This is a genomic window from Halalkalicoccus sp. NIPERK01, from assembly GCF_030287405.1.
In the GTDB taxonomy this organism is placed as follows: Archaea; Halobacteriota; Halobacteria; order Halobacteriales; family Halalkalicoccaceae; genus Halalkalicoccus.
The window spans coordinates 166,340-191,838 of the sequence record NZ_JASVVV010000003.1 but is presented as its reverse complement, the minus strand read 5'-3'; the positions used below and the strand labels follow the sequence as shown (position 1 = coordinate 191,838).

The window sequence follows — 25,499 nt, the reverse complement described above, 5'->3', positions numbered from 1 at the left end:
ATCGCGGGTCGCTAAACCCTTTCGCGGACCGGGGCGTTTTTGGCCCCGTCACCCCGACGTTGCGGCGTGAACGACGCCATCCCCGTCGGCTGCCCCCCGGTCGACGACCTGCTCGGCGGCGGCGTCGAGCGCGGGACCGTAACGCAGGTGTACGGCCCGCCCGCCGCCGGCAAGACGAACCTTGCGCTCTCGGCGGCCGTCGAGTGCGCCGCGGCCGGCGAGCGCGTCGCCTACATCGACACCGAGGGCCTCTCGCCGGACCGGTTCGAACAGCTCCTCTCAGCCCACGAGGGGGACATCGGGACCCTCTCCTCGCGGATCGTGATCAGCGAGGCCCACACCTTCGACGAGCAGGAGGAGGCAGTCCGGGACGTCGAGGACCTCGCCGAGGAGGTGTCGCTGATCGTCCTAGACAGCGCGACCGGCTTCTACCGACTGCAGCGCACCGAGGACGAACGCGAGGGCGACGCGCTGCGCTCGGTGGCCCGCCAGGTCACCCACCTGCTCGGTCTCGCCCGGAAGCACGACCTCGCCGTGCTGATCACCAACCAGGTCTTCACCGACCCCGACTCGGAGATGACCCGCGGGCTGGGGGGTAACACGCTCGAACACTGGACCGGCACGGTGCTGCGGATCGACCGCTTTCGCGGCGGCAAGCGCCGGGCGACGCTCGAGAAACACCGCTCGAAACCCGCCGGAGAGAGCGTCCAGTTCCGGATCACCGCGGAGGGACTGGCGGGGATCGACGAGTTGGCCGGGCCGTAGCGATACGGATCACTGTAGACGGCTGTGGACCGCGAACGAGCGGAGCGAGTGAGCGGTAGCAGAAGCCGACCAACGGGAGGATTCTGCGCTTTTGGTGCAGCTTTTGCCGAGCGAGTAGCTTGGAGAGCTACTCACGCAGCGCAAAAGGTGCGTCCCGAAATCCTTTTACGCGCCTCAGGGAGACGTATAGACAACTGAGCATCATGGACATCTCAATCGTTTCGGAGGAGGAGAACCCGATGTTGCACCGTACGGACGTCACCTTCGAGATCACCCACGAGGAGGCCACCCCCGAGCGCCTCTCTGTCAGGGATAGCCTCGCGGCGAAACTCAACAAGGACGCCGAGGAGGTCGTCATCCGCGAGATGAACACGAAGTTCGGGATGCGCACGACCGTCGGCTACGCGAAGGTCTACGAGAGCCCCGACTTCGCGCGCGACGTCGAGCAGGATCACATGCTCGAACGCAACAAGATCAGCGCTGGCGACTCCGAAGGCGCCGACGAGGGGGAGGAAGCGTAGATGGCCCGCTACGACCTCTACGGCGAGGATGGCTCGGTGGAGCGCGAGCAGTGTCCCCGGTGTGGCGACTCGTTCCTCGGCGACTACGGCGACCGCATGCACTGCGGTCGCTGTAGCTACACCGAGTGGAAGTAGTGGCGTTGCGGAGTCAGCGATAAATGCGCGTTCTCGGGATCGAGGGGACGGCGTGGGCCGCCAGCGCCGCGTACTTCGACTCCGAGACCGACGGGGTCCTCATCGACTCGGACCCCTACCAGCCCGGCAGCGGCGGCATCCACCCGCGCGAGGCCGCCGAACACATGAGCGAGGCGATCCCGCGGGTGATCGAGCGGGTACTCTCGGAGGCCGATCAGGTGGACGTGGTCGCGTTCTCCCGCGGACCGGGACTGGGTCCCTGTCTGCGGATCGTCGCCAGCGCCGCCCGCGCGCTGGCTCAATCCCTCGACGTTCCCCTCGTGGGCGTCAACCACATGGTCGCCCACCTCGAGATCGGCCGACACCGCTCGGGCTTTACGAACCCGGTCTGTCTCAACGCCAGCGGCGCGAACGCCCACGTGCTTGGCTACCACAACGGGCGGTATCAGGTGCTCGGCGAGACGATGGACACGGGCGTGGGCAACGCGCTCGATAAGTTCGCGCGCCACCTCGATTGGAGCCATCCAGGCGGGCCGAAGATCGAGGACCGTGCGAAAGACGGCGAGTACGTCCCCCTCCCGTACGTCGTCAAGGGGATGGACTTCTCGTTCTCGGGGATCATGAGCGCCGCGAAGGACGCTGTCGAAGCTCCTTCGACTGGCAACCGGAACTCTTCGAGTTCCGGTGACGCCGTCGATTCCGGCGAGCGGATCGAGGACGTCTGTTTCTCGCTGCAGGAGACCGTCTTCGCGATGCTCGCCGAGGTCAGCGAACGCGCCCTCTCGCTCACCGGAAGCGACGAACTCGTTCTCGGGGGTGGTGTCGGCCAGAACGCCCGCCTCCGGGGGATGCTCGCGGAGATGTGCGACGCCCGCGGCGCGTCGTTTCACGCCCCCGAACCCCGATTCCTGCGCGACAACGCCGGAATGATCGCCGTCCTCGGCGCGAAGATGGCGACGGCGGGCGACACCCTCCCGATCGAGGAGTCCCGTGTGGACCCGAACTTCCGGCCCGACGAGGTCGACGTGACGTGGCGCGGCGGGGAGTCCGTCTCCCGCCCGACGACCGACGCGGAGGAGGTGATCGGCGCGGAAGCGGTCGTGGACCTCGGCGAGGACGTGAGCAAGCGCCGGCGTCCCAAGCGGTATCGACACCCCGACCTCGACGCCCGGCTTCGACGCGAGCGCACCGCTAGCGAGGCCCGACTGACGAGCCTCGCCCGCCGCGAGGGCGTCCCGACGCCCACGGTGCGGGACGTCGACCTCCGGGAGGGGACGATCGTCCTTGAGCGCGTCGGTCGGGCGGACCTGAGCGCGGGGATCACGCCCGAGCGCGTCCGCGAACTGGGCGGTCACCTGGCGACGCTCCACGGAGCGGGGTTCGTCCACGGCGATCCGACGCCGCGAAACGTGCGGATCTCGCCGGAACGAACCTACTGCATCGACTTCGGGCTGGGCTACCACACCGACGAGACGGAGGACCACGCGATGGACCTCCACGTCTTCGAGCGGTCGCTCGCGGGGACGGCGGCGGCGTTCGAAGTCTGCAGGGCGGCGTTCGAGGCGGGCTACCGCGAGGCGGGCGACGAGGCGGTGCTCGACCGGCTTCGCGAGATCGAGGGGCGGGGACGCTACCGGTAGTCCTGAGGCTTTATAATGCGGGCGGGCGTTGGGTGAGGTATGGCCGAGAAACCAGACTCCGGGACGCTGTTCGGCATGCCATACAACTTCGAACGACCGAGCATCGGGCGGCTGCTGTCGGCGTACTGGCAGCCGGGCAAGGGGATGCTCGTCGAGAAGCCCTTCGGCGTCGGCTACACGCTGAACCTGGCGAGTTGGCGCTCGTGGGTCGTCCTCCTCGTGGCCGCGGGCCTGCTCTACAACGAGCGAAGCGCCTCGATGGAGCCCGAGGACAGCGACGAGGAGGAGCCGGTCGAGGTCGTCGTCGACGACTGATCGTCAGCGCTTTTTCGGTGCGGGTCGCCCCTCCGGTATGCTCCGGTTCGTGACGAGCAACGCCGGCAAAGCATGCGAGGCCCGCGAGTACCTCCCCGAGGAGGTCGAACGCGTCGAGTACGACTACCCCGAGATCCAATCGGATAGTTTGGAGGAGATCGCCGCGGCGGGCGCACGCGACGCCTACCGCGAGATCGGCGAGCCCGTCTTCGTCGACGATTCGGGGCTTTTCATCGACGCCTTCGAGGGGTTTCCGGGACCGTATTCCTCGTACGTCGAGGGGAAACTCGGGATCGAGCGCGTCCAGGAACTCACCCACCGCGAGGAGGACCACCGCGCACGGTTCCGGGCCGTCGTCGCCTACGCCGACGGCGATGGTGTGGAGACGTTCGATGGCTCGGTCCGGGGCCGGATCGTCGCCCCCCGCGGCTCCGGCGGGTTCGGCTACGACCCGATCTTCGAACACCGGGGGACGACGTTCGCGGAGATGAGCGCCGAGGAGAAGAACGCCGTCTCCCACCGGGGGCGAGCGCTCGCGGCGTTCGGCGACTGGTTGGCCGAACGCGAGTAAGCCGTCCTGCGGCTACGCACGGGGGTCCCGGTCCGGGCCGGGGTACTCCCCGTCCCTCACGACTGGATAGAGCCGTTCGGGGTCGAAGACCGTCAGGAAGGCCTCGGGAGAGCGGACGCTCGTCGAGAGTCGGGGCTTGAGTTTCGCTCCCGTCCGGGCGCTCAGGAGGTCCTCGTCGAACGAGAGGATCTGGGCGGCGTTCCCGTGGTAGGCCGCCGCGAGCGCGGGGTGGTCGCCCGGCGACTGCTCGACGACCCGTGCGAGCCCCTCGGTTTTCACGCGCCACGCGAGCGCGAGATCCTCCCCGCGCAGGTCGGCGACGACCGCCTCGGCGTCGTCGAGCAGCCGGTCGGTGACGACGAGCGTGAGCCACGAGTGGCTCCTGAGGAGGTCCACGGCCTCGCGTGCGGTCTCGTCGCCGAGGAGGTCCGCGACGAGGACGTCGGCGTCGGCGACCACGCGGGTGGGGTCAGGCTCGCTCATTTCGGAGGTTCTCGAGGCGGCGCCGGATCGCCTCGCGCTCGACCGGCGAGCCGGCCCGCTCGAACAACTCCCGCCAGCTGATATGCGTCATTCGATCGTCTGACATAAATTTAAGTCCCGACGGGTCCACTCGGAGGATGGGGCGCGAGATCACTCCCCATTCCACCCACACGTCACGCGCCCACCGCCTCCTCGCTGCCGAGGAGTGCCGCCCTGACCCCTTCGACACTCTCTTGCTCGACGATGACGGCGATGTCGTCACCGCCTCCGATCGTGGTTCGTGGGAGCGGTATCGTCATCGCCTCGTGGTCCGACCCGTGGGCGTAGATACGCGCGCCCTCGGGGAGGTCGATCTCGCTGACGCGCTTTCCGATCGCGGGCGAGCCGTCGGGGACGGTGACGGTGATGAGTTGGAGGCGTTCGGTCAGGTCGGTCACGAGGTTGAAGTCCCCGCCGAGGAGGGCGGTCTTCGCCCCCGCCGCACCCAGCCGCTCGGGGTAGACGATCTCGTCGACGTCGTCGGCGTACTTCTGGTAGATCTCCTCGCGGTAGTCGTGGTCGATCCGCATGACCGTCCGACAGCCGTAGTGCTTGCCGACCATGCACGCCGCGAAGTTGGTGTTGAGGTCGCCGGTCAGCCCCGCCAGCGCGTCGGCACCGTCGACGCCGGCCTCCTCGAGGACGCCCTCGTTACCGCCGTCGCCCTCGACGGCGTCGAACCCCGCCTTCCGGGCGCGCTCCGCTTTGTCGTGGTCGATGTCGACGATCGAGACGTCGTGGCCCTCCTCGTCGAGGATCCGTGCCGTGCGCATCCCGACGCGTCCGTACCCGACGATAACGAACTTCATGGCCATTCTATGACGACCCGCTAGAAAAACGTTGGCCCCCGTTTTCACGCCTCCCGGCCTCGACGGGTCGGTAGACCACCTCGTAGCCCGCATCGCTTTCCTCAACCCCCTCGACGGCGTAAAACCGGACGTTTCGCTCCTGTTTCGTCCGCACCGGGAAGTCGTAGTGGGCCGCGTCGTAGCCGAGTTCCTCGGCCCCCACCCGTTCGACGAACGCCTCGTGGGCCGCGAGGCGTTTCTCGATCACCGCCCGGGAGAACGCCGGGAGGTCGGCGAGTCGCTCGGAGAACGCCTCGACCAGTTCCGGATCGAGTTCGTAGCCCACCGAGTGCCGCCCGGCGACCATCGCCGCGAGCGTCGTCGTCCCCGTCCCCCAGAACGGGTCGCAGACCGTATCGCCGTAGATCGAGAACATGTTGATCAGTCGGTAGGGGAGTTCGAAGGGAAAGGCCCCCGAGCGCTCGCGGGCCTCGCCGTCGAGGCGCTGGTCGATTCCTCGAATATCGCTCCAGAGGTCCGAGAACCAGCGGTTTCGCTCCTCCCAGAAGTACGCGCTCTCGTAGCGCGCCTCCGAGTGGGGTTCGAATCGGCGGGGACCGCCCTTGCGAAAGACCAGCACGTGTTCGTGTTCGAGGGTGGGATAGGCGTTGGTCGGGACCATCCCTGACCCCATGAACTTCGCGGCGCTGTTGGCGGGTTTTCGCCAGAGGATCCCGGGAAGGGAGACGAACCCCCGCTCGCGAAACGCCTCGGTGACCCGGACGTGGTTCGGGTAGGTCTGGAAGGTGTTTTCGACGGTGCGGGTGGCGTCGCCGACGTTGACGCAGGCGATTCCCCCCTCCCGGAGGACGCGGTCGAGTTCGTCCCAGACCGAATCCAGGACCCCGTGCATCAGTTCGAACGCTCGCTCGCCCTCGCCCGCGTCGAGCGCCGCGTCGATCTCGGGGTCGAGGCTCGCGAACGCCCCGTCCCACATCTCGATCATCGGGTACGGCGGCGAGGTGACGACCAGGTCGACCGACCCGTCGGGGAGCGCGAGGTCGCGCGCGTCGCCGACGTGGAGGGCGTGTTCGGTCCGCATACCCGTTCGTTCGCCGCCACCGGGTTATATGCTCCTATCGATAGCGTTGATTCAATATGGCCGACGACCGCCAGGTCCGCCACGCCGCCGAGTGGGGTTTCGTACGAATGGACAATAGCTAAGGCCGGTCGACGGCCAGCATACGCGTATGGTTTTCTCCTCGGAGCCGGCGGTGGCGTTTCTCGTCGTCTGTCTCCCCTTCCTCGCTGCGGCGCTGGTCCCGGCGGTCCACCGGGCGGTCGGCGAGCGAACCGGCTACGTCGGTGCGGCCGTCGCGCTCGTCTGTTTCGGGCTCCTGGCGACACTCGTGGGCACGGAGGCGACCGTCTCGGTCCCGTGGATCCCGGCGCTGGACGTCGCGTTCGAACTCCACGTCGACGGCTGGGCGCTGCTCTTCGCCCTGCTCGCGAGCGGGATCGGCGCGCTCGTCTTCACCTACTCCGTGGGCTACATGCACGGCGAGCGCGGGCTTGTGCGGTACTACGCCGCGTTGCTCGCGTTCATGGGCTCGATCCTCGGGGTGGCGCTGTCGGCGGACCTGATCGCGCTCTTTCTGTTCTGGGAGCTGACGAGCGTCTGTTCGTTCCTCCTGATCGGCCACCACACCGAGGATGCCGCCTCGCGGTACGCCGCCCGGATGGCGATGATCGTCACGGTCGGGGGCGGGCTGTTCGTCCTCGTGGGCTTTCTCGCCCTGTTCGTCGCCTCCGGGAGCGCGCTGGGCACCGAGACGTTCTCGCTGGTGGCGATGCTCGAGGAGCCGGATGCGATGCGGGCGGCGCTCCGCGAGGCGGGCCTGTTCGTGCCCGCGCTCCTCCTGCTCGCGGTCGGGGCGGCCTCGAAGTCCGCACAGGTCCCCCTGCATTTCTGGCTACCGAATGCGATGGAGGCACCCACGCCCGTCTCGGCCTTTCTCCACTCGGCGACGATGGTGAAGGTCGGCGTCTACCTCGTCGGCCGGCTCAGACCGCTCCTGGGGAGTTCCGAGTGGATGCTGTTGTTCGCGACCCTCGGGCTGGCGACGATGACGATCACCGCGGTGCTGGCGGTCGCCGCCTCGGACGTCAAGGAGTTGCTCGCCTATTCGACTGCGAGCCACCTCGGGTTGATGATCGCGGGCTTCGGCTTCACGGTTCCCTATGGCGCGGAGGCCGGCGTCTTCCACCTGCTGAACCACGCCCTGTTCAAGGCACCCCTCTTCCTCGTCGCCGGGATCGTCGCCCACGAGGCCGGGACCCGCCGGATCGACGAGTTGGGCGGGCTTCGCCACGACCTGCCCGTCACGGCGCTCATCACCGTCGTCGCGGCGCTGGGCATGGCCGGCTTCCCCCCGTTCAACGGCTTCTACTCGAAGGAACTGCTGTTCGAGGCGGCCTACGAGGTCGGCCACGCCGCGGGCGGGCTGGCGTGGCTCTACCCCGTCGTCGCGGTGTTCGCGAGCGTCTTCACCGTGTTGTACTCGCTGCGGTTCCTCGCGCTCTTTTTCGGGACGCGTCCCGAGGGGCTGGGAACCGTCCATCGCCCGCCCGCGACGCTTCTGGTTCCGCCGGCCGTCCTCGCGGCCGTCGCGGCCGTCGTCGGAATCGCCCCCCAGTTCGCCGTCGACGGCTTCGTCGGGTGGGCCGTCGAGCCGACCGCGATCGAGGCCCACGAGATGCACGCCGGCCTGCCCACGTCGCTCTCCCCGCCGGTCCTGATGTCCGTCGCGGCGATCGGCGGGGGCGCGCTCGCCTACCCGTTCTACGCCGGCGTTCGGGACGCCGTTCGGGCGCTCGCCTCGGTTCGAGCCCTACGCCCGAACTGGTGGTACGACGTCGCGCTGGCCGGCCTCGATTCGGGGAGCGCGCGGCTGATCCCAGCGGTTCAGAACGGGCTGTTGCGAACGTACGTGACGTGGGTGCTGGGCGCGACCTGCGCGCTCGCGCTCGCGGGCTACGCCGCCGCGGGCGTCTCGATACCGGCCTACGACGGGGTCGGCGTCTCGCTTCCGATCGTCCTGATACTGGTCGTCGCGGTCCTCGTGGCCGTCGCGGTCGCGGTCGCGCCCTCGCACATCGCGGGCGTGCTCACGGTCTCGATCCTCGGGGTCATGATCGCGGTCTTCTACGTCCTGACCAGCGCGCCCGACCTGGCGCTGACGCAGCTCGTCGTCGAGACGCTCGCGCTGCTGGTCTTCCTGCTCGTCCTCGAGGAGATCCCGGAGTTCTACGGCGACATCGAGACGGGACCCGCGCTCCGGGACGCGGGCCTCTCGCTCGTCGTCGGTGCGACGGTCTTTCTCACGGTCCTGTTTACGACGCGCTCGCCGCCGGGCGGGGGCGAGTCGATCGCGCGCTACTTCACCGAACACGCGGTCCCCGGCGGGGGCGGCACCAACGTCGTCAACGTGATCCTCGTCGACTTCCGCGGGTTCGACACGCTCGGGGAGATCACGGTGATCGCGATCGCCGCGGTCGCCGTGCTCGCGCTCATGACCATGCGGGACGGAGGTGAGACGACGTGACGACGGTCATCATGCGAACGACCGCGCGGGTGGTCGTTCCGATCATCCTGATCGTCTCGATCTCGCTGTTCCTCCAGGGCCACAACCTGCCCGGCGGCGGGTTCATCGGCGGCGTGCTCGCCACGACGGCGTTCGCGCTCGTCTACATCTCCTACGGGCTGGACTTCCCCCGCGTGCTCGGCCACGAGATCGAACCGGCCGAGCGCGTCTTCGAGGACCCCATCGTCGTCGCCTACCGCCGGACGTTCCTGCTGGGGCTGGTGATCGCGATCGGCGGCGGACTCGTTCCGATCCTCTTCGACCTGCCCTTCCTCTCGCAGACGTACGTGATCCTCCACGACGTCCCCATCTACGGCGAGATCGAACTCGCGAGCGCGCTCGTGTTCGACCTGGGCGTGTTCCTCGTGGTCGTCGGGGGCCTTCTCACCGTGTTGTCGGTGGTGGGAGCCGAATGACCGCGTTCGTCCTCGCGTCGGTCCTGGGGATCCTCTTCGCCGCGGGCACCTTCCTCCTGTTGCGCCGTGACCTGTTGCGGGTCGTCTGGGGGGTGACGATCCTCAGTCAGGCCGCGAACGTCTATCTCGTGACGATCGGCGGCATCGTCGAGCCCTCGGCCGACAGCGTTCCCGTCCTCGCGGGCCACGGCGAGCACGCCCCCCACACGACCGACCCGCTCGTTCAGGCGCTCGTCCTGACGGCCATCGTCATCAGTTTCGCCATGACAGCCTTCGCACTCGTGTTGACCTACCGCGTCTACCAGGAGCACCACACGCTCGATCTCACGACCCTCGGAGGTGAGCCGTGACCGACCAGTTCGTCGCCGCGCCGATGCTCGTGGCGCTCCTCAGCATCGTCGCCACCCTCGGGACCCGTCGACGGCTCGGCACGCAGATCGCCCTGAGCGTCGCGGGCGCGCTCGCGTACGCGGGGACGGTCCTCGCCATCGTCTGGCGGGTCGTCTTCTCGCCGACGGCGAGCGCCGCGACCTACCAACTGGGAGGCTGGCCCGCCCCCTTCGGGATCACGCTCGTCGCCGACGCCCTCTCGGCGTTCATGCTGAGCATGGTCGCGGTCGTGGGATGCGCGGCGCTCGTGTTCTCGGTGGGCTACATGACCCCGGACGAACAGCGAGTCTTCTACCATCCGCTGTTTCACTGCCTGCTCCTCGGCGTCAGCGGCGCCTTTCTCACGGGCGACCTGTTCAACCTCTTCGTCTGGTTCGAGGTGATGTTGCTGTCGAGCTACGTCTTCGTCGCCTTCTACGGCCGGAAAAAGCACACCCGCGCCGCGTTCTGGTACGTCGTGCTCAACCTGGTCGGCAGCGTCGTCATGCTGGTTGCGATCGGCGGGCTCTATTCGGTCACGGGCACGCTCAACATGGCCGACATGGCCCGCCGGCTCGCCGATCCCGCGGCCTTCGGCATCGGGGTCGAGGCCGTCGTGGGCCTTTCAGCACTACTCTTCGCGGTGTTCGCGCTCAAGGCCGGGCTGGTCCCGTTCCAGTTCTGGGTGCCCTCGGCGTATCGCGCCGCACCCCTCCCGGTGACGGCGCTGCTGGCGGGCGTCACCAAGAAGGTCGGCCTGTACGCGATCGTCCGGCTGTACTTCACCGTCTTCGGGGCGACCCGGCTCTCGGTGTCGATCCCCGGCGTGGGCGGCGACTCGCTGCTCGCGTTCTACGGGGCCGTGCTGTTCGCTCTGGCGACGGCGAGCGTCCTCGTCGGGGGACTGGGCGCGCTCTCGGCGGGCGAACTCGAGGGCGTGTTCGCCTACTCCTCGATCAGCCAGATCGGCTTCATCTCCATCCCGCTGGCGATCGGGGCCGCCTCCTCTACGCCGGCGATCCACCGCCTCGCGGTGCTGGCGGCGCTGGTGTACGCGCTCAACCACGCGCTGGCGAAGGGGACGCTCTTTCTGGCCGCCGGGACGGTCAGGAGCGCCGTCGGGACGAGCCGCCTCCGCGACCTCGGCGGGATCGCCTCGCGCTCGCCCGCGCTCGCGGGGGTCTTTTTCGTCGCGGCGCTCGCGCTCGTCGGAATCCCGCCGCTGTCGGGCTTCTTCGGCAAGTTGCTGGTGTTCGACGTCGCGCTGCGCGCGGAGGCGACGTTCGGACTGGCGCTGTTGCTCGGCGGGACGGGCCTGACCATCGCCTACACGACGCGGGTGTGGAACCGGGCGTTCTGGGGGACACAAACGCCGGCCGTCTCGGCGTCGAGCCCCAACCGCCTCCAACTGGCAGTCGTCGTGGCGCTGGCCGCCTGTATCGTCGCGGTCGGCCTCGGATTCGACCCGATCTACCGCTTCGCCGACGCCGCCGCGAGCGCGGCGATCGACCGGGGTGCGTACGTCGACGCCGTCGGCCTGACCGGGGGTGAGGGGGCGTGAGGGTTCGGACGTGGCCCGTCGTCGGAACGGGATTGGGCGTGCTGTGGGTGTTCGTCCGCGACGTCGAACCGACCGTCGACGCCCTCTTCGGGCAGTTCCTCGTGGGGCTCGCGGTCGGACTGCCGCTCGCCTACCTCTTCCGGCGGTTCTACGACGACCGCATCGATCTCCGACGGCTCGTACACGCGGTCCCCTACGTCCTGTTGTACCTCCTGACGTTCTCGCGTGAGGTGATCGTCGCCAACCTCGACGTGGCCTACCGCGTGCTCGCGCCGGGCACGCGCATCGAACCCGAGGTGATCCTGATCCCCCTTCGCGTGCAGGGTGACTTCGGGGTAACGACCATCGCCAACAGCATCACCATCACGCCGGGGACGATCACCCAGGACTACGACGCGGAGCGAAACGCGCTGTACGTCCACGTGATCGACGGGCGCGACCCCGAGGCCGTGGTCGCGCCGATCCGGACGTGGGAGGACTACGCGCTGTTGATCTTCGACGAGGAACTCGACCCCGGGTCGCCGGCCCCCGAGATCGTCGTCGACGGGGGTGAGCGCGATGGTCACTGAGGGGGTCGATCCCGAGTTCGTCGTCCTCGCGGTTCGCGCCGGACTGGTGGTCGTCAGCGCCCTGTGTATCCTGTGTGCGTACCGCGCGATCGCCGGGCCGACGGTCCCCGACCGTGTGGTCGCCATCGACACCATCGTCACCAACGTCGTCGCCATCGCGGTGCTGTTCGCGCTCCAGACCGGACGCAGCCTCTTCGTCACGGGCGCGCTCGTGCTCGCGATCATCGGCTTCATCACCACCGTCAGCGTCGCGAAGTTCGTCACCGAGGGGGACATCATCGAATAATGCTCAGCACGCTCCAATCCGTTCTGATCACCGTACTGATCGCCGTCGGGTGTTTCTTCCTGACGGTCGGGACCATCGGCCTGCTGCGCTTTCCGAACGTCTACAACCGAATGCACGCCACCAGCAAGCCCACGACGCTCGGCACCGCCGCGATCTTCTTCGCGGGGTTCGTCCACTTCGGCCCCGGCGGGGCCGGCCTCGCCTCGCTTGTCGGCGTCTTCTTCCTCTTCCTGACGGTGCCGACGGGCGCGCACATGATCGCCCGCGCCGCCCAGCGCATGGGCGTGCCGTTCATGGAGGGCGTGACCTGGCCCGGCGAGACCGACGAGGACCGCGAGAGCTGACCGGGGCGAAGCTACAAACGCCGGGATGCCCTACGCCCGCACATGGCACAACAGTTGGCGGACCAGGCCTGTGAGGCGTGTACCTCCGAGGACGAACCGCTCTCCGAGGCGGAGTACGCGGAGTATCTAGAGGAACTCGACGACGAGGTCTGGGAGGTCGTGGAGGACCACCACCTCGAAGGGACCTACGAGTTCGAGGACTTCCGAGATGCGCTTGAGTTCACCTACGAGGTCGGCGAACTTGCGGAGGAGGAGTTCCACCACCCGGACCTACACCTCTCGTGGGGCGAGGTAGTAGTGGAGATGTGGACCCACAAGATCGACGGCCTGCACAAGGGCGACTTCGTGATGGCCGCGCGGATGGATAGGATGTACGAGGAGTACGCGCCGGAGTGATGGAACGGCAGTTCGTCTATGAGTTGTGTCGCGAGCGCTTCGAGAAGCGCGACGCGCTGGTGAAGCATGGGTTGGAGGAGCATCAAAACCAAGAGGTAGAATAGGTGATGTATGCCCCTGTTCTTAAGTATATATAGAGCTACTACCGTGATGATATTGTATGGCATTCAGTGGGTGAATACTATGGTTGATAAATATGATTTCAGGGATGATCCGCTTAGAACTGACAGATTACAAGCTCCAGAAGGTAACCTTGAGGAGGTGAAAAACCTTGTTGACAAATACGCCAATGACCATGGAGATCTATCTAGAGAGGAAACTTTGGAAGTTTTTTCTGCAGTTTTATCTATGATGTCAATAGATATGGTGAAGGGAAATGAAAAACTATCTTTTGAGATAGTAGAGAACTTACTGCGTAGTACAGCTAATGATAGCGAAAACTTAGAAAAATTGGCTGGTATATCTGGCAAAATAATAAAAAATGGCGGAGGAGAAGAATTATTTAGAAAATCAATGTCTCTCGAGAACAATAACCCTGTTAGACAATACCATATTCAAGCGTTACTCTGGATTGCAGCAATAAAGAATGAGGAAGGAATTACTCAACAGGATATCCATGACCATCTAATATTATTGTCAGACTCATTCAGGAATTTCCGAGAAAAGCGGGGGCTGGAATAATATATTATATTATACACTATAAATATAAAATGACCCTCTGTGAATTATGTTCAGCGAAGGGCGCAGAGTCGGTTTCAGATCATGTGGCTCTTTGTAATGAATGCTTAGGAACTAGACGTGGGGAAGAAATCAAATTTCAACAATCGTTATTTCAAACGTTAGAAAAGGTAGATACCAAAAAAACAATCACCCAGCTCAAGATACATCTTGTAATACATAATTATATAACTAATAACCCAAATATCAACGCTGACTCGGCGGGAGTACCTCCAGGGCTACTTCGCCATGGAATTAACTTGTTATGTAGTTTTGAAAATAGTTCGGGGAAAATTGCCTATCAAGAAGTGGTTGACGAGTTGTTCAATGTGTTTTCGAATTACCAAGATAAAGATATGAACTCGTTGAGAGCTGATGGTATGAGTGATCAAAAAAAGATTGAATCAGATATTGAGCTAGCTCTCCGAGATCGCGATCTTATCTCCGGTCGTTTTGCTTCTGGGCAGCAAGAAAAAAGGGTGGCAAAAGTTTCATATAGGGAATTCGACAAAGAATTGACTGAACAAAATGGATTTACTATAGACGAAGCCATACAATTTGTCATTAGTATTAATCAGCTATTTCATAAGAAAGAAAATAAGATAGTCAATCTATTCATACGGCTCGCAAATCCGGCTGATTATCCTACTCACGATGAACTGAGATTTTTTAAAGATGATATTCTTAGATCAGCAATAACTCCTATTGTTGAAAATATATCTGAACGATATTTTGATTCTCTTTGGATATACGATAGTAAAATGTATAATGAAATAAAAATACCAAATCATGGTAAATTTTCGAGGTTCTTGAATCGAATGTCTACTACGTTTGGAAATCAAGAAGGAATCGGCATAACACCAGAAATGGAGAATTTCAACAGGCCATATCGATGTCCTTACGATATTGGCCCTTTAGAAAAACATTTGTTCGTTAAAACTGGCAACAAGTATCTGTGGCCGGATCGGCAATCAACATTTTTAACTTTATCATCTACATTTTATTACGATATTAGAAAATCGAATATAGATTCGGGCGAGTTTTCTGATAGATGGGGGAAGTATGTGGAGGAACTAACATTTGAATATATAAGGAATTTATTCAATGATAAGAATATATATCAAAACGTAAAATATGATAATCCAGATCATCCAGATAATAATGATAAAGCTGAAGCAGATATTGTTATTAAACATAATGATAGACTCCTTGTAATCGAATGCAAATCACGAAAACTTACGGCAGGGACTAGGTCTGGTTATGACTCTTTGGAAAAAATTCGTAGTGAAGTTGAGGACGGTATTGATGGAGGATACAGACAAGCAACCAGGTTTATTGAAGGAGTGAAGAGTGGATATATAAATAAAATATCTGTAGACGGTAAGAAAATAAAGATAGGAGATAACTATGAAGATTATATCCCAATTATCATAATGGGAAATCATTACGGAAGGATAACAACTAGATTCCTCTTAGAGCTGATCAAGGAACGAAATTTTTCTCCTTATGCAACTGATGTTTACTCTCTAGAGGCTATCTCGAAGGATGCGTCTGCTGATGAATTTCTTGAATACATTAATGTGAGACGAAGACTAGTTAACACACAGGTTGAAGTTTGGAATGATGATGAGCTGGACTGCTATTGGAGTTATAAAAAAGGAATATTGAATCATAAACTAATATCTATTTTAGAGAGAGCACAGTTTGAACGACCGAATGAGTTGTATCTCGGAAAGGTGGACGATGTCTTTACCCGAACTACCCTCCATCCTCATTTCGATCTTCCAAGTGATATTCTACAGGCTGAAATATCTATAGGTGTCAACGAAAGCCGGAAAATTGGATGGATATGTTTCCCGCTAGAGGGGGCGCAAATTCGTCACCATATTTTTGGAATAGACCCCGATTTAGAGTATAATTAATTAATCTTTCCTCTATATTATTTACTGTCTTAAAGAAGGCCATCAATTTAACAGGAGCAGGATTCTTAGAAGCCTAGGCCGGGATTTGAACCCGGGCTCTCGTCCTTACCAAGGACGCGCTTTACCGCTAAGCTACCCAGGCGCGCATCGCTTCCTTCCCGTGGAGCGTGTTTAAGGGTTTCCATCCGCGTTCCCTCGCACGGTTAGGGGTCGGTCGCGGAGGGCGGGACGTGCCCGTCGGCACTCGGAAGGAGGGTCGTCCCGCGAAACAGCGTCGCGGCGTCGGGCAGGGGGTCGCCGGCCTCGCGTGCCAGTCGGTCGAGCGCGCCCCGGACGGGGGTCGGGACGGGCGGGTCGACCGCGCTCGCGGCGGCGACGTCCGCGAGTTCGAAGACGTCCCGCTCCAGGTTGGCGTCGAGCGTCGCCCGGTCCGCGTCGGGTTCCCGCCGGTGGGTCTGGTCGCGGCCGAACGCGCGGATGGTCTCGACGGCCCGTTCCGCGGCGTCGGTCATCGCGAGCAGGTAGAAGCCCCGCGAGACGAGGATGTCGGCGACGAGCACGTCGAGGTTCGCGGCGGTCTGATCCTCCGAATCGGCCCACGGTTCCTCGTGGGCGAGCGTACGGGTGAGTCGGAGCCCCTCGTAGATGAGCTGGACGCCCGCGGCCCGTTCGGAGAGCGCCTCGGGGTCGACCGCGGGGTCGGCACGCTGGGCGACCAACAGGACGAGCGCGCCGGGGGCCATCGAGGCCGTCGCGAGGAGCGAGTCGATCCGGTCGGCCAGCCGCGGTGGTTCGATGTCGGCGAGGGCCTCGCGCGCGCCCCGGCGTGCCAACTCGGCCTGTTCCATTTGCCCGCGATAGGGATGGAAGGGGCAAAGACCTTTGGAAACCACCCGCCTGCATGATCGAGACCGAATCCACGGGCGACGTCCGCCGCGTCACGCTCGCGCGTCCCGAGCGCCGAAACGCACTCACCCCCGAGGGGCTGGACGACCTCGCCCGCGCCGTTCGCGAGGCCGACGAACCCGTCGTCTACCTCTCGGGCGCGGGCTCGGCGTTCTGTGCGGGCGCGGACCTCGACGTCGTCGCGGACCTCGAGGACGGCCGCGCGTTCGCCGAGCGCGGTCAACGGACGGCACGAGCGATCGAGGAGGCCGAGAGCGTCGTGGTCGCCGGCATCGACGGCCCCGCACGCGGCGGCGGTCTCGAAATGGCGCTGGCCTGCGACCTGCGGATCGCGACCCCCGAGGCCACGTTCGGCGAACCCGGCGTCAGCCTCGGCCTGTTCGGGGCGTGGGGCGGCACCGTCCGTCTGCCACGGCTGATCGGCTCGGCCGACGCGATGGACCTCTCGCTTTCGGGGAGAGTGATCGACGCCGAGGAGGCCCTTCAGATGGGCTTGATATCGCGAATCGTCGAGGCTCCCGAGGAGGTCGCCCGCGAGGTCGCGGACAACGACCACCGGGCGCTCGCGCTGACCAAGGAGCGACTGCGCGACGACTCGCCGACCCCCGAGCAGGAAGAGGCGGAGGCGGCGGCGTTCGCCGAACTGATCGAGCGCCGGCGTTAGCGCTCGGGCGCGGGCGGCACCGCGCGCTTGTGGGCGCTTCGCTCGTAGAGCGAGTCGACCTCCCGGACCACGCGCTCCTCGCAGCCGACGATTCGACTGGTCGCCGCGACCGAGAGCGGGCCGTCGACGTGGAGCGCGAGCACCGCGTCGAGGGTGTCGTAGTCGATGCCCAACTCGCCCTCGTCGGTCTGGTCCTCCCAGAGTTCGGCGGTCGGCGTCTTCTCGGCGAGGTCCTCGGGGATCCCCAGGTGGTGGGCGAGCTGGCGGACCTGCTGTTTGTAGAGGTTGCCGATGGGGTGGCAGTCGACCGCGCCGTCGCCGTACTTCGTGAAGTAGCCCACCGCCGCCTCCGCGCGGTTGCCGGTCCCCAGCACGATCCGGTTCTCGTGGTTCGCGAGCAGGTAGTTGAGCACCGCCCGCGTCCGCGCGCGGGCGTTCCCGACCGCGACGTGGTCGCCCTCGACTTCCGGAAGGGTCGAGACGAACGTCTCGACGATCGGGTCGATCTCGATCACGTCGTACGCGATTTCGAGGTCGCGCGCGACGCGTTCGGCGTCGCTCATGTTCGCCTCGCTGCTCACCTCCCCGGGGAGGACGAGCCCGCGGAGCCCCTCGCTCCCGAGCGCGTCGACGGCCAGATACGCGGTGAGCGTGCTGTCGATCCCGCCCGACAGCCCCAGGACCGCGCCGTCGGCCCCGGCATCCGTCACCGTCTCCGTGATGAAGCCGGTGATCCGGTCGTGAACGGTGTCGAGTTCCTCCTCGGAGAATCGCAGGTCGATCATGGGTGCCGATAGTGACTACAACGCCTAATAGCCACCTCCACGCGCGAGAAACGGGATGTGCGTCCACCGGAACGAAGCGCTACGTTCAAGTGACGCGGTCGGCTATTCGGAGCTAAGCGCCGGTGTCTCACCGAGCGAAGGTGGGGCTCGGGGCGTGAGCGAAGCGCAGTGCGCCGGTGGTGAGCGATTCCGTAGGAATCGCGATCCTCGGCGCGCGAAGGAGGCCACGACTGAGCGCGCCGGTGGTCTAGTGGTAGGACATGAGCTTCCCAAGCTCATAGCCCGGGTTCAACTCCCGGCCGGCGCATTTTTGTCGCGAGCAGCTCCGCGAGCGACAAAATCGTAATAGGGAGTTGAATTAGACGAGTCGCAGCCCGCACAGCCGAGCGAAGCGAGGCGAGCAGGACCGTCTCGGCGTTGTTCAACTCCCGGCCGGCGCACTTCTGCCGAATCGAACCCGCGAGTGGCGCGTAGCGCCGCGAGCACTCCGGTGAGGCGAATGCAGTACGAGGGAGTGAAGCGAGCGAACGGAGCGACTGGGTTCGCCTCCCGACCACTGCCCTTCACCTGCTCGGGGAGTCGGTTACGTATCGTTATCCGAGGGCTCTTTCGGTGGAGCACGAGACGGGCGGAGGGATCGTTTCCGAAGAACTATGTCGGATGTCAACACAGATCCGGCCGGTCGGAGAACCATGACAGCACCCGACTCGCTCAGGGACGTCAAGGAACTGCTCGAAGCGGGCTGGGACGTCAGGTGGCAGGGTCGTACCGGGAGCGACTACCCGCCCGACTACCGGCTGGTCGAGTTCGAGAAGAACGACGACCAGGTCGACTACACGCCCGTCAAACAGCTCCACCTCCAGGAGGAGGACTACGAGGAGGTAGCGAGGTTGCGCGAGGACGGGTCGGAAGACGGCGAGTGACGCCTACGCCCCTGCTTCGCGGTGGTGGCCCGCGAGGACGACGTTCGTCGTCGCCCCCACGAGCAGGACGAACGCGCTCCCGTAGAGCCAGATCGACAGCAGGATCACCGCGCCCATCGTTCCGTAGATGCTGACGGTGTCCGCGAGGTCGACGTAGACCCCGAACACCGCCTCCATCGCCGTCCAGCCGACCGCGGCGATGACCGCCCCCGGCAACGCCTCGCCGACGGTGACGTCGGCTTCGGGAAAGACGTAGTACATCGGGAAGAACGCGACCGTCAGCCCGACGACGAGGACCAGCGGGTTGAGCGCCTGCACCACCGGATGGTCGCCGAGCGCGAGCGTCGCCGCCGCGAGGCCCGCGCCGACCGTCCCGAGGACGATGGCGACGAACACGACCAACCCGTCGACGACCCGTCCGACGACCCCCTCCTCGCCGGCGTCGTAGAGTTCGTCGAACGCGGTGTTGATCCCGCGGAAGATGCGTAACATCCCCCAGAGCAGCGACGCGACGCCGATGACCGACGCCCCGGCGCGTTCCGAGGCGGTCGTCAGCGCGTCGACGACCAGCCCCTCGCCGGCAGGGCTGAGGTACGTCCGCGACAGCGCGACGATGCGCTCGGTCAACAGGTCGTTGCCGACGGCCGAGGCGATGACGAGCAACAACACCAGCAGCGGGAGCAGCGAGAGGAAGGCCGCGTGCGCGATGCTGCCGGCCATGAAGGTGACGTTGTGCGCTCGCATCTCCCGGACGACGTCCCGGCCGACGGCGATCACGCGACGCGGCTGCATAGCTGAGGATATCGTTCGTCGCGGAAAAAACCGATTCGATGTCGTTCGACCGGTTGGGACGGGCGGTGGGCGTTACTCCTCGTCCTCGTCGCCCGGCTCGTCCGAGGCCACGTCCTCCTCCTGTTCGTCGGTCTGGAGGCTCCCCTCGTTGATCTCCTCGGCGTCGGGGTCGACCATCTCCACGTCGTCGGCGGGGTGGCCCTCGGAGCCGCCCTCCTTGGTGTTCTCGGGGACGGCGTCGCCCTCGGTCGGGCCGGCGATCTCGGCCTCCTCGGCCGCGCCCTGTGCCTCGGGCGTCTCGCCCGTCTCGGGGTCGCCGAAGTCCCGCGGCGTCTCGGTGTTCGCGTCGGCGATCACGCCGCTTTCCTCCTCCTCGGGGTCGTCGCTCGTCCACGGCTCGCTGACCTCGACCTCGGCGTCCGAGGCCTGCTGCTGGGCGCGCCCGATGGCGATCCAGCCCGCGCCGACGGCGATCTGGCGGAGCGCCCGACCCGTGTTCGAGCGAAGCCCGGCCAGCCCCTTCAGGACCGTATAGCCGCCGACGAGCAGCGAGAGCGTGCCCATCCGGCCGTGTTTGACGACGATCGGTCGGAGCGTCTCGACCGCGGAACGCACGCCCGCCGGCAGTTTCCCCTCGCTGTCCGTCGAAAGCGGCACGTACTGTTGTGGTCGCATCGGTCCGGGATACTCCACCCAGACGCTTAAAAGCACGACCGGCAGGCGCGACCGGCCGTTCATACTGTCGGCCATACCGACGGACAGCGAGCGCTGGCAGGACGGGAATTACTCGCGCTGTTGCTCATCACAGCAGGCATATACCGGTTGATACGGATGGTTGTAACTGTTTACCGGTGGATCACCCGTGCGGGTCAGCGATCACCCGTAACGGACTACAACCACCCGTATGAGTTCCTCTGACCGACGGTATCAGAAATCGAGGTCGGCCGGCGACAACGAGAGCAGTTCGTCGGTCGCCTCGCCGTCGAACCGCAACGGTCTGCGCCACCACGGCCCCTTCCCCGAGTCCGAGGAGAGGTCGGTGACGATCCGGTTGGGCTCGCTGCCCCGTTCGCCGGAGAGCGGCAGCGCGCGATCCCGGAGGCCGGATCGCTCGGGGTCGCCGACGAGCAGCACCTCGGCGTCGAAGACCTCGCGTTTGCAGTGGGCGTTGCTCGCGAACGGCGCCCGGTCGGCCTCGGGAAGTTCCAGATACTCCTCGCCGCTCACCGGGTCGGCCGCGAGGGTGAACGACCCGATGACGTACGCGCCCCACTCCGGCGCGATCCACGGCTCGGGGTCGTCGCCGACGGTCGAGAGCGTCGCGTAGAAGAACACGACGTCGCCCGCCGCGAGGTCCGAGAGCGGTCCGGCCTTGACCGCGTGTTCGTCGCCGTAGGTGTAGGCCTCACAGCCCGGATAGCCGACGAAGGAGGGGTCGAGGTGGACGCGGCGGTCCAGAAGGGAGTCGGGGACCTCGAACTTCCGGTCGAGGTCCCCGTAGGTCGGCACCGGCTCACGGACGGGTTCGCGCTCGGGGATCGGGACGTACTCGAAGCGGCCGTCGGGATAGATCGGCCCCCGAAACCCCGGAAGCGAGGTGTTCGCACCGACGTTGATGGCGACGGCTCGGCTCATTCGACCGATACACGCTACCGTCTCACTTGACTGTATCCCCCGGTTCGAGCGTCCGGCCGAACTCGTCGAACCGCTCCAGGTCGGACGGCAGGTCGTAGGGGATCTCGCGGTCGTCCCGGCGGTTCGCGAGGCGGTCCCCGATGGGTTCGGCGCGCTCCTCGAAGCCGGGTTTGATCCGCACGCTCTTCGCCGGCGTGCCGACGACGACGTGGTGGGCGGGGACGTCCCCCTGAACGATCGCGCGTGCCCCGACGATGCTGTTCTCGCCCACCCTGCATCCGGCCCGGACCATCGCGTCGTAGGTCACGCGCGCGTCGTCTTCGATCACGGTGCGGAAGTTCGTCACCTCGGTCTGGTCGACCACGTCGTGGTCGTGGCTGTAGATGTGGGCGCCGTCGGAGATCGAGACCCGGTTTCCGATCGAGAGCCGGCCACGGTCGTCGAGGTGGACGTCGTCGTGGACGACCGTGTTGTCGCCGACCGTGATGTTGTGCCCGTAGGTGAACGTGATCCCCTTGAAGAACCGACAGCCCTCGCCACACTCGGCGAAGAGGTGCTTCGCGAGCATGCTTCGAAAGCGCAGCGCGAACTCGACGTTGTCGGCCATCGGCGTGGCGTCGAACTGCCGCCAGAGCCACTGGAGGTGCTTCGAGCGCCTGAACGCCTCCTCGTCCTTCTCGGCGTAGTACTCGCTCTCGAGCGTCGAGTTACACGGATCGTAGCCCTGCAGGCGGACCCGCTCGGCCGGCGAGACGTCCTCGCCCGCCCGCCAGCGCTCGTAGGCCGCCCGGTCCCCGTAGAGGTCGATCAGGGTGTCGCGGACGACCTCGCAGGTGTCCTCCTCGCCCGCGAGGCGCTCGTCGACCTCCGCGATGAACGTCTCTACCCCTTGTTCTGCCTCCTCGGGGAGCGAGACGTGGCGTTTCGTCATGGCGGGGCGTTCGACGCGGTCGTTCAAATGGGTTCGGTTATCCCCGCTCCTGTGCCCCATCGGCGGTGCGCTCCGCATCCGCTAAGTGCCCCCGCTCCATACCCGCGGGTATGCACTACCGCACGCTCGGCGACTCGGACGTCGAGGTAAGCGAGGTCGGCTTCGGCGCGTGGGTCGTGGGCACCGACTGGTGGGGCGACAGGGGCGAGAAACAGGCCCTCGACATGCTCGAACACGCCCTCAACCGGGGGATCACCTACTTCGACACGGGCGACGTCTACGGCCACGGCCGCTCGGAGGAACTCGTCGGCGAGGCCTTTTCCGACCGGCGCGAGGAGGTCACGCTCGCCACCAAGGTCGGCTACGACTTCTACAACAATCCCCAAGCAGGTCACGGCGAGATCCCGAAGGAGATCACGCCCGAATACGTCCGCGAGGCGGTCGAGAAGAGCCTCGCTCGCCTCGATACGGAGTACGTCGACGTGCTCCAACTGCACAACGCGGACGTCTCGGAGGTCGACGACGACGTCCTCGAAACCCTCGACGAACTCCGCGAGGAGGGGCTGATCCGGGCGACCGGCTGGGCGCTCGGCCCCTCGATCGGCTGGCTCGCCGAGGGCGATCGGGCCATCGCCGAGGAGTTCGATTCGGTCCAACTGGTCTGGAACCTGCTCGAACAGGAAGTGGGAACTCACTTCCTCGAGACGATCGAGGACCTCGACGCCGAAACCAGCCTGATCCCGCGCGTCCCCCACTCCTCGGGTCTGCTCAACGAGCAGGTCACCCCCGAAACCGAACTCGGCGAGGGCGATCATCGAGGATTCCGGCCCGACGAGTGGTACGAGACGGGCTGGGAGAAACTCGAGACGCTGCGGTTCTTGGAGAGAGACGGCGAGCGCACGATGGGCCAGGCCTCGATCGCGTGGCTGCTCGCACACGACGAGGTCGCGAGCGTGACGCCGACGTTCCGAACCACAGAGGACATCGACGAGTGGGCGGGCGCGAGCGAGGTGCCGGCGCTATCGGAGGAAGAACTCGACCGCGTCGCTGAACTCCACGCGACGAACTTCGGGATCGACCGCGACGACGGAATGGACTCGCTTCGTTCCTCCGTCGGCGGCGCGGACCTGCGCGAGGCGGGGATCGAGAAACAGCCCGCCGACTGACGTGCGCAGGTTCCTCCTCGGTACCGCCGCGTTTCACGCGGTTCTCGCCGTTCTGATCTTCGTCCACGCCCGGCGACGGGGCCGGTCGGCGGGACGATGGGGCGTTCTCACCCTCGCGTTCGGACTCGGCGGCGTCGCCGGCTACGCACTGCTCGGACGTTGAATCGTCGGCTCCTCAGCCGGCCAGCCGCCCGTAGACGACGACCGCCAACGCTAGCCCGAGACCGATCCCCGCGCCGATCACCAGCCCCGATCGGAGGTTCCCGCCCAGCAGGCCGATCAGGAGCGCGACGACGACGGGAAACCCCGCGAGCACGGCGATCCTGAGTCGTTCGGCGGAGCGGCCCTCCGTCGGCCCCTCGCTCATGCCAGGAAGACGTGACGCGGCCGGTCCGCGAGCACGTCACGGCCCCACTGGACCGTGTCGCGGAAGGCGTCCGAGCGGAAGAAGGCCATCGCGTCCTCCTTCGAGCGCCACTGGCTGGCGATGAACATGTCGTTCTCGTCCGCGACGTTGACCATCAGGTCGGTCTCGTGGTGGCCGTCCATCTCTTCGAGCAGGCCGCCGACGGTGTCGAACTTCTCGACGAACTCCTCGCGATGGTCGGGCTCGACGGTGTAGAACATCCCCATCGTGCCGAAGCCGCTCTCCTCGCCCGCGCGACTCGCGGGTCGTTCCTCCCCGCTCGTTTCCTCCGCGGGACCCCGTCCCGCGCGGGCGACGATACCGGGCAGGTCGGCCAGAAAGCCCCCGGCGGTGTCGGCGGCGTCGGCCGTCTCCCAGATGCTGACCACGGCCGATCGGTCCCCGTCTTTCGCCTGGTAGGTCGCGGTCTTGACGTGGGTGTCGTAGCGGTCGAACCCCTCGGCGAGGTCCTCGACTTCGGGAGCCAGCGTGTCGGGGTCGGCCTCCGAGTACAGCACCATCGCGTAGACGTCCTCGCCGTGGGGCTTTCCGGCGTAGATGTCGAGGTCCGCGAGTTCGCCGCGGATGTCGTCCGTATCGGCCTCGCCGGTCTCTTCGGGTTCGACCTCCTCGTCGGCGAGCGCACCCGCCGTCACCTCGCGTACTCCGGGCAGTTCTTCGAGGAAGCCGCGGGCGGTGTCGGCGGCGCGTTCGGTCTCCCAGACGCTGAGGACCGCCGTCTCGTCCCCGTCTCCGCGCACCTCGGTCAACACGTGGCTGTCGTAGTGCTCGAAGTTCCCGCGGAGCCCGTCGACCTCCTCTCGGACGGTTTCGACGTCCGCGTCCGATCGGAGGACGAGTCCGTGTGCCCCCTCGGGGGCGTCGACCTCGACTCCGAGCCGGCCGAACTCCTCGGCGAGGTCGGTGTCGACGCCCCCACCCGTAGCGGTGGAGACCGACTCGCCGGCGAGAAACGCCTCCAGCTGGGAGGGCGCGAAGCGCCGCCCCGTGTAAAAGCGGCCGAACTCGGCGTACTTCGAGGAGGAGGGGTCGAAGCGCATCTCGGTGAGCAGGCGCTTGATGTCGGTCATGTCGTCGGCGAAGAGGGTGACGCCCCACTCGTGGTCGTCGAGGCCGACGCTCCCGGAGATGATCTGGGTGACCTTCCCCGCATAATCGCGCCCGATCTCGCCGTGTGCCGCCATCAGTTCGCGTCGCTCCTCGAACGGCAGGTCGTACCAGTTGTACTCGGGATCCCGCCGTTTCGACATCGGGTAGAAACTGACGAACTCCGTCTCGGGGAGGTCGGGGTACAGCCGCGAGTCCATGTAGCGCCTGAGGCCGGGGTCGGCCTCGACGTCCGGATCGAAGTAGTCCGCGGCGGCCTCGGTGTAGCCCGAGGCCTCCGTGACCGACAGGTAGGAACTCGCCCGGTCGGTGAACTCCGAGAGCGCACAGCCCTCGAACTCGCGTTCGGCGGTGTCGAGTTCCGCGAGCGTGGGTCGGAGGTGGAGGATCAGCAGGTCGGCCTTGTGTCCGAGCACGCTGAACGCCGCCGTATCGCCCTCCTCGACGGCAGCGTGGTCCTCGAGGAACGCGACGCCCTCCGCGAGGGCGGCCTCGCGGTCGCGGTCGGTGGCCGCGCGCCAGGCGTCCCAGTCGACGCTCCGCAGGTCGTGCAGCACGTACAGCCCCTCCTCGGTTCGGGGCGGCTCGCGTCGTCCCATGTCGGGCGTTGGAGGCCGCGTGGGAAGGACCTTTCTACACGGGGCGGCGATCCAAGCGCGAGGGGTGTCTCGGCGGGTACAAC

At 65.0% G+C, this 25,499-nt stretch carries 31 protein-coding genes and 2 tRNA genes; 21 read left to right on the top strand and 12 right to left on the bottom strand.

Features of this window, described 5'->3' with window-relative positions:
* Positions 1 to 66 precede the first annotated feature (66 nt).
* The 6 genes from radB to QRT08_RS10430 all read left to right on the top strand — a co-directional run bounded on the left by radB (position 67) and on the right by QRT08_RS10430 (position 3,947).
* Entirely contained in the window at positions 67 to 765 is a 699-nt protein-coding gene (radB, locus tag QRT08_RS10455) for a DNA repair and recombination protein RadB (RefSeq protein WP_286045888.1), read from the top strand.
* Positions 766 to 968: 203 nt separating this feature from the next.
* Entirely contained in the window at positions 969 to 1,286 is a 318-nt protein-coding gene (locus tag QRT08_RS10450; protein WP_286045887.1) for a 30S ribosomal protein S24e, read from the top strand.
* A complete protein-coding gene (locus tag QRT08_RS10445; RefSeq protein WP_286045886.1) occupies positions 1,287 to 1,421 on the top strand; it encodes a 30S ribosomal protein S27ae in 135 nt (44 codons plus the stop codon). It abuts the gene before it with no gap.
* A 23-nt stretch (positions 1,422 to 1,444) separates the two neighbouring features.
* On the top strand, positions 1,445 to 3,061 hold the full coding sequence (locus QRT08_RS10440) for a bifunctional N(6)-L-threonylcarbamoyladenine synthase/serine/threonine protein kinase (RefSeq protein WP_286045885.1): 1,617 nt from the start codon (positions 1,445 to 1,447) through the stop codon (positions 3,059 to 3,061).
* 39 nt (positions 3,062 to 3,100) lie between these two features.
* The gene (locus tag QRT08_RS10435; protein ID WP_286045884.1) at positions 3,101 to 3,376 is read left to right on the top strand and encodes a DUF5808 domain-containing protein; all 276 of its coding nucleotides are present in this window, start codon (positions 3,101 to 3,103) and stop codon (positions 3,374 to 3,376) included.
* A 37-nt stretch (positions 3,377 to 3,413) separates the two neighbouring features.
* Positions 3,414 to 3,947: an XTP/dITP diphosphatase gene (locus QRT08_RS10430; protein WP_286045883.1), complete on the top strand. Its 534-nt coding sequence runs from the start codon at positions 3,414 to 3,416 to the stop codon at positions 3,945 to 3,947.
* A 12-nt stretch (positions 3,948 to 3,959) separates the two neighbouring features.
* Here QRT08_RS10430 and QRT08_RS10425 read toward each other — a convergent pair whose 3' ends face one another.
* The 3 genes from QRT08_RS10425 to QRT08_RS10415 form a co-directional block, all read right to left on the bottom strand.
* A complete protein-coding gene (locus QRT08_RS10425) occupies positions 3,960 to 4,430 on the bottom strand; it encodes a DUF7384 family protein (protein ID WP_286045882.1) in 471 nt (156 codons plus the stop codon).
* A 173-nt stretch (positions 4,431 to 4,603) separates the two neighbouring features.
* Positions 4,604 to 5,278 carry a potassium channel family protein gene (locus QRT08_RS10420; protein WP_286045881.1) on the bottom strand — a complete coding sequence of 225 codons (675 nt, stop codon included), beginning with the start codon at positions 5,276 to 5,278 and terminating at the stop codon, positions 4,604 to 4,606.
* A gap of 7 nt (positions 5,279 to 5,285) precedes the next feature.
* The gene (locus QRT08_RS10415) at positions 5,286 to 6,359 is read right to left on the bottom strand and encodes a DNA-methyltransferase (protein WP_286045880.1); all 1,074 of its coding nucleotides are present in this window, start codon (positions 6,357 to 6,359) and stop codon (positions 5,286 to 5,288) included.
* 148 nt (positions 6,360 to 6,507) lie between these two features.
* Between QRT08_RS10415 and mbhE the strand changes: the two genes are divergently transcribed.
* The 10 genes from mbhE to QRT08_RS10365 all read left to right on the top strand — a co-directional run bounded on the left by mbhE (position 6,508) and on the right by QRT08_RS10365 (position 15,481).
* Positions 6,508 to 8,862: a hydrogen gas-evolving membrane-bound hydrogenase subunit E gene (gene mbhE, locus QRT08_RS10410; protein WP_286045879.1), complete on the top strand. Its 2,355-nt coding sequence runs from the start codon at positions 6,508 to 6,510 to the stop codon at positions 8,860 to 8,862.
* The gene (locus tag QRT08_RS10405; RefSeq protein WP_369684832.1) at positions 8,859 to 9,317 is read left to right on the top strand and encodes an MnhB domain-containing protein; all 459 of its coding nucleotides are present in this window, start codon (positions 8,859 to 8,861) and stop codon (positions 9,315 to 9,317) included. The genes mbhE and QRT08_RS10405 overlap by 4 nt, the downstream gene beginning before the upstream one ends.
* Positions 9,314 to 9,667 (top strand): sodium:proton antiporter, encoded by a 354-nt coding sequence (locus tag QRT08_RS10400; RefSeq protein WP_286045878.1) that lies wholly within the window; start codon positions 9,314 to 9,316, stop codon positions 9,665 to 9,667. Before QRT08_RS10405 ends, QRT08_RS10400 begins: the two co-directional genes overlap by 4 nt.
* A 23-nt stretch (positions 9,668 to 9,690) precedes the next feature.
* Positions 9,691 to 11,247, top strand: coding sequence for a complex I subunit 5 family protein (locus tag QRT08_RS10395; RefSeq protein ID WP_303650306.1), 1,557 nt, complete (start codon positions 9,691 to 9,693; stop codon positions 11,245 to 11,247).
* On the top strand, positions 11,244 to 11,816 hold the full coding sequence (locus QRT08_RS10390; RefSeq protein WP_286045876.1) for a Na+/H+ antiporter subunit E: 573 nt from the start codon (positions 11,244 to 11,246) through the stop codon (positions 11,814 to 11,816). Before QRT08_RS10395 ends, QRT08_RS10390 begins: the two co-directional genes overlap by 4 nt.
* Positions 11,806 to 12,102: an MrpF/PhaF family protein gene (locus QRT08_RS10385; RefSeq protein WP_286045874.1), complete on the top strand. Its 297-nt coding sequence runs from the start codon at positions 11,806 to 11,808 to the stop codon at positions 12,100 to 12,102. Before QRT08_RS10390 ends, QRT08_RS10385 begins: the two co-directional genes overlap by 11 nt.
* Complete coding sequence (gene mnhG / locus QRT08_RS10380) at positions 12,102 to 12,446, top strand: monovalent cation/H(+) antiporter subunit G (RefSeq protein ID WP_286045873.1); 345 nt, start codon at positions 12,102 to 12,104, stop codon at positions 12,444 to 12,446. The genes QRT08_RS10385 and mnhG overlap by 1 nt, the downstream gene beginning before the upstream one ends.
* A gap of 42 nt (positions 12,447 to 12,488) precedes the next feature.
* Entirely contained in the window at positions 12,489 to 12,842 is a 354-nt protein-coding gene (locus QRT08_RS10375) for a 4a-hydroxytetrahydrobiopterin dehydratase (RefSeq protein WP_286045872.1), read from the top strand.
* A 111-nt stretch (positions 12,843 to 12,953) separates the two neighbouring features.
* Positions 12,954 to 13,523 carry a hypothetical protein gene (locus QRT08_RS10370; RefSeq protein ID WP_286045871.1) on the top strand — a complete coding sequence of 190 codons (570 nt, stop codon included), beginning with the start codon at positions 12,954 to 12,956 and terminating at the stop codon, positions 13,521 to 13,523.
* Between the two features lie 29 nt (positions 13,524 to 13,552).
* The gene (locus QRT08_RS10365) at positions 13,553 to 15,481 is read left to right on the top strand and encodes a nuclease-related domain-containing protein (RefSeq protein ID WP_286045870.1); all 1,929 of its coding nucleotides are present in this window, start codon (positions 13,553 to 13,555) and stop codon (positions 15,479 to 15,481) included.
* A gap of 70 nt (positions 15,482 to 15,551) precedes the next feature.
* On the opposite strand, the gene QRT08_RS10360 is transcribed toward QRT08_RS10365, so the two are convergent.
* Together QRT08_RS10360 and QRT08_RS10355 are read right to left on the bottom strand one after the other, a co-directional pair.
* Positions 15,552 to 15,623, bottom strand: a tRNA-Thr gene (locus tag QRT08_RS10360).
* Positions 15,624 to 15,684: 61 nt separating this feature from the next.
* Entirely contained in the window at positions 15,685 to 16,329 is a 645-nt protein-coding gene (locus tag QRT08_RS10355; RefSeq protein ID WP_286045869.1) for a DUF7114 family protein, read from the bottom strand.
* 53 nt (positions 16,330 to 16,382) lie between these two features.
* Between QRT08_RS10355 and QRT08_RS10350 the strand changes: the two genes are divergently transcribed.
* Complete coding sequence (locus tag QRT08_RS10350; RefSeq protein WP_286045868.1) at positions 16,383 to 17,051, top strand: enoyl-CoA hydratase/isomerase family protein; 669 nt, start codon at positions 16,383 to 16,385, stop codon at positions 17,049 to 17,051.
* On the opposite strand, the gene QRT08_RS10345 is transcribed toward QRT08_RS10350, so the two are convergent.
* Complete coding sequence (locus QRT08_RS10345) at positions 17,048 to 17,836, bottom strand: NAD+ synthase (protein ID WP_286045867.1); 789 nt, start codon at positions 17,834 to 17,836, stop codon at positions 17,048 to 17,050. The genes QRT08_RS10350 and QRT08_RS10345 overlap by 4 nt on opposite strands.
* Before the next feature lie 236 nt (positions 17,837 to 18,072).
* Here QRT08_RS10345 and QRT08_RS10340 point away from each other — a divergent pair.
* Together QRT08_RS10340 and QRT08_RS10335 are read left to right on the top strand one after the other, a co-directional pair.
* Positions 18,073 to 18,143 (top strand) — tRNA-Gly (locus QRT08_RS10340).
* Positions 18,144 to 18,528: 385 nt separating this feature from the next.
* On the top strand, positions 18,529 to 18,759 hold the full coding sequence (locus QRT08_RS10335) for a hypothetical protein (RefSeq protein ID WP_286045866.1): 231 nt from the start codon (positions 18,529 to 18,531) through the stop codon (positions 18,757 to 18,759).
* A gap of 3 nt (positions 18,760 to 18,762) precedes the next feature.
* Here the strand turns inward: QRT08_RS10335 and QRT08_RS10330 are convergent, their stop codons facing one another.
* The 4 genes from QRT08_RS10330 to QRT08_RS10315 all read right to left on the bottom strand — a co-directional run bounded on the left by QRT08_RS10330 (position 18,763) and on the right by QRT08_RS10315 (position 22,117).
* Positions 18,763 to 19,551 (bottom strand): YihY/virulence factor BrkB family protein, encoded by a 789-nt coding sequence (locus tag QRT08_RS10330; protein ID WP_286045865.1) that lies wholly within the window; start codon positions 19,549 to 19,551, stop codon positions 18,763 to 18,765.
* 72 nt (positions 19,552 to 19,623) lie between these two features.
* Positions 19,624 to 20,226 carry a hypothetical protein gene (locus tag QRT08_RS10325; RefSeq protein WP_286045864.1) on the bottom strand — a complete coding sequence of 201 codons (603 nt, stop codon included), beginning with the start codon at positions 20,224 to 20,226 and terminating at the stop codon, positions 19,624 to 19,626.
* Positions 20,227 to 20,478: 252 nt separating this feature from the next.
* Positions 20,479 to 21,186: an Nmad3 family putative nucleotide modification protein gene (locus QRT08_RS10320; protein ID WP_286045863.1), complete on the bottom strand. Its 708-nt coding sequence runs from the start codon at positions 21,184 to 21,186 to the stop codon at positions 20,479 to 20,481.
* Positions 21,187 to 21,208: 22 nt separating this feature from the next.
* Complete coding sequence (locus QRT08_RS10315) at positions 21,209 to 22,117, bottom strand: acyltransferase (RefSeq protein WP_286045862.1); 909 nt, start codon at positions 22,115 to 22,117, stop codon at positions 21,209 to 21,211.
* A gap of 110 nt (positions 22,118 to 22,227) precedes the next feature.
* Here QRT08_RS10315 and QRT08_RS10310 point away from each other — a divergent pair, with 110 nt between their 5' ends.
* Together QRT08_RS10310 and QRT08_RS10305 are read left to right on the top strand one after the other, a co-directional pair.
* Positions 22,228 to 23,283 (top strand): aldo/keto reductase, encoded by a 1,056-nt coding sequence (locus QRT08_RS10310; protein WP_286045861.1) that lies wholly within the window; start codon positions 22,228 to 22,230, stop codon positions 23,281 to 23,283.
* 1 nt (position 23,284) lies between these two features.
* Entirely contained in the window at positions 23,285 to 23,446 is a 162-nt protein-coding gene (locus tag QRT08_RS10305) for a hypothetical protein (RefSeq protein WP_286045860.1), read from the top strand.
* 12 nt (positions 23,447 to 23,458) lie between these two features.
* Here the strand turns inward: QRT08_RS10305 and QRT08_RS10300 are convergent, their stop codons facing one another.
* The gene (locus QRT08_RS10300) at positions 23,459 to 23,650 is read right to left on the bottom strand and encodes a hypothetical protein (RefSeq protein ID WP_286045859.1); all 192 of its coding nucleotides are present in this window, start codon (positions 23,648 to 23,650) and stop codon (positions 23,459 to 23,461) included.
* Positions 23,647 to 25,416, bottom strand: a complete 1,770-nt coding sequence (locus QRT08_RS10295; protein WP_286045858.1) for a heme-binding protein — start codon at positions 25,414 to 25,416, stop codon at positions 23,647 to 23,649. The genes QRT08_RS10300 and QRT08_RS10295 overlap by 4 nt, the downstream gene beginning before the upstream one ends.
* Between the last annotated feature and the right edge of the window lie 83 nt (positions 25,417 to 25,499).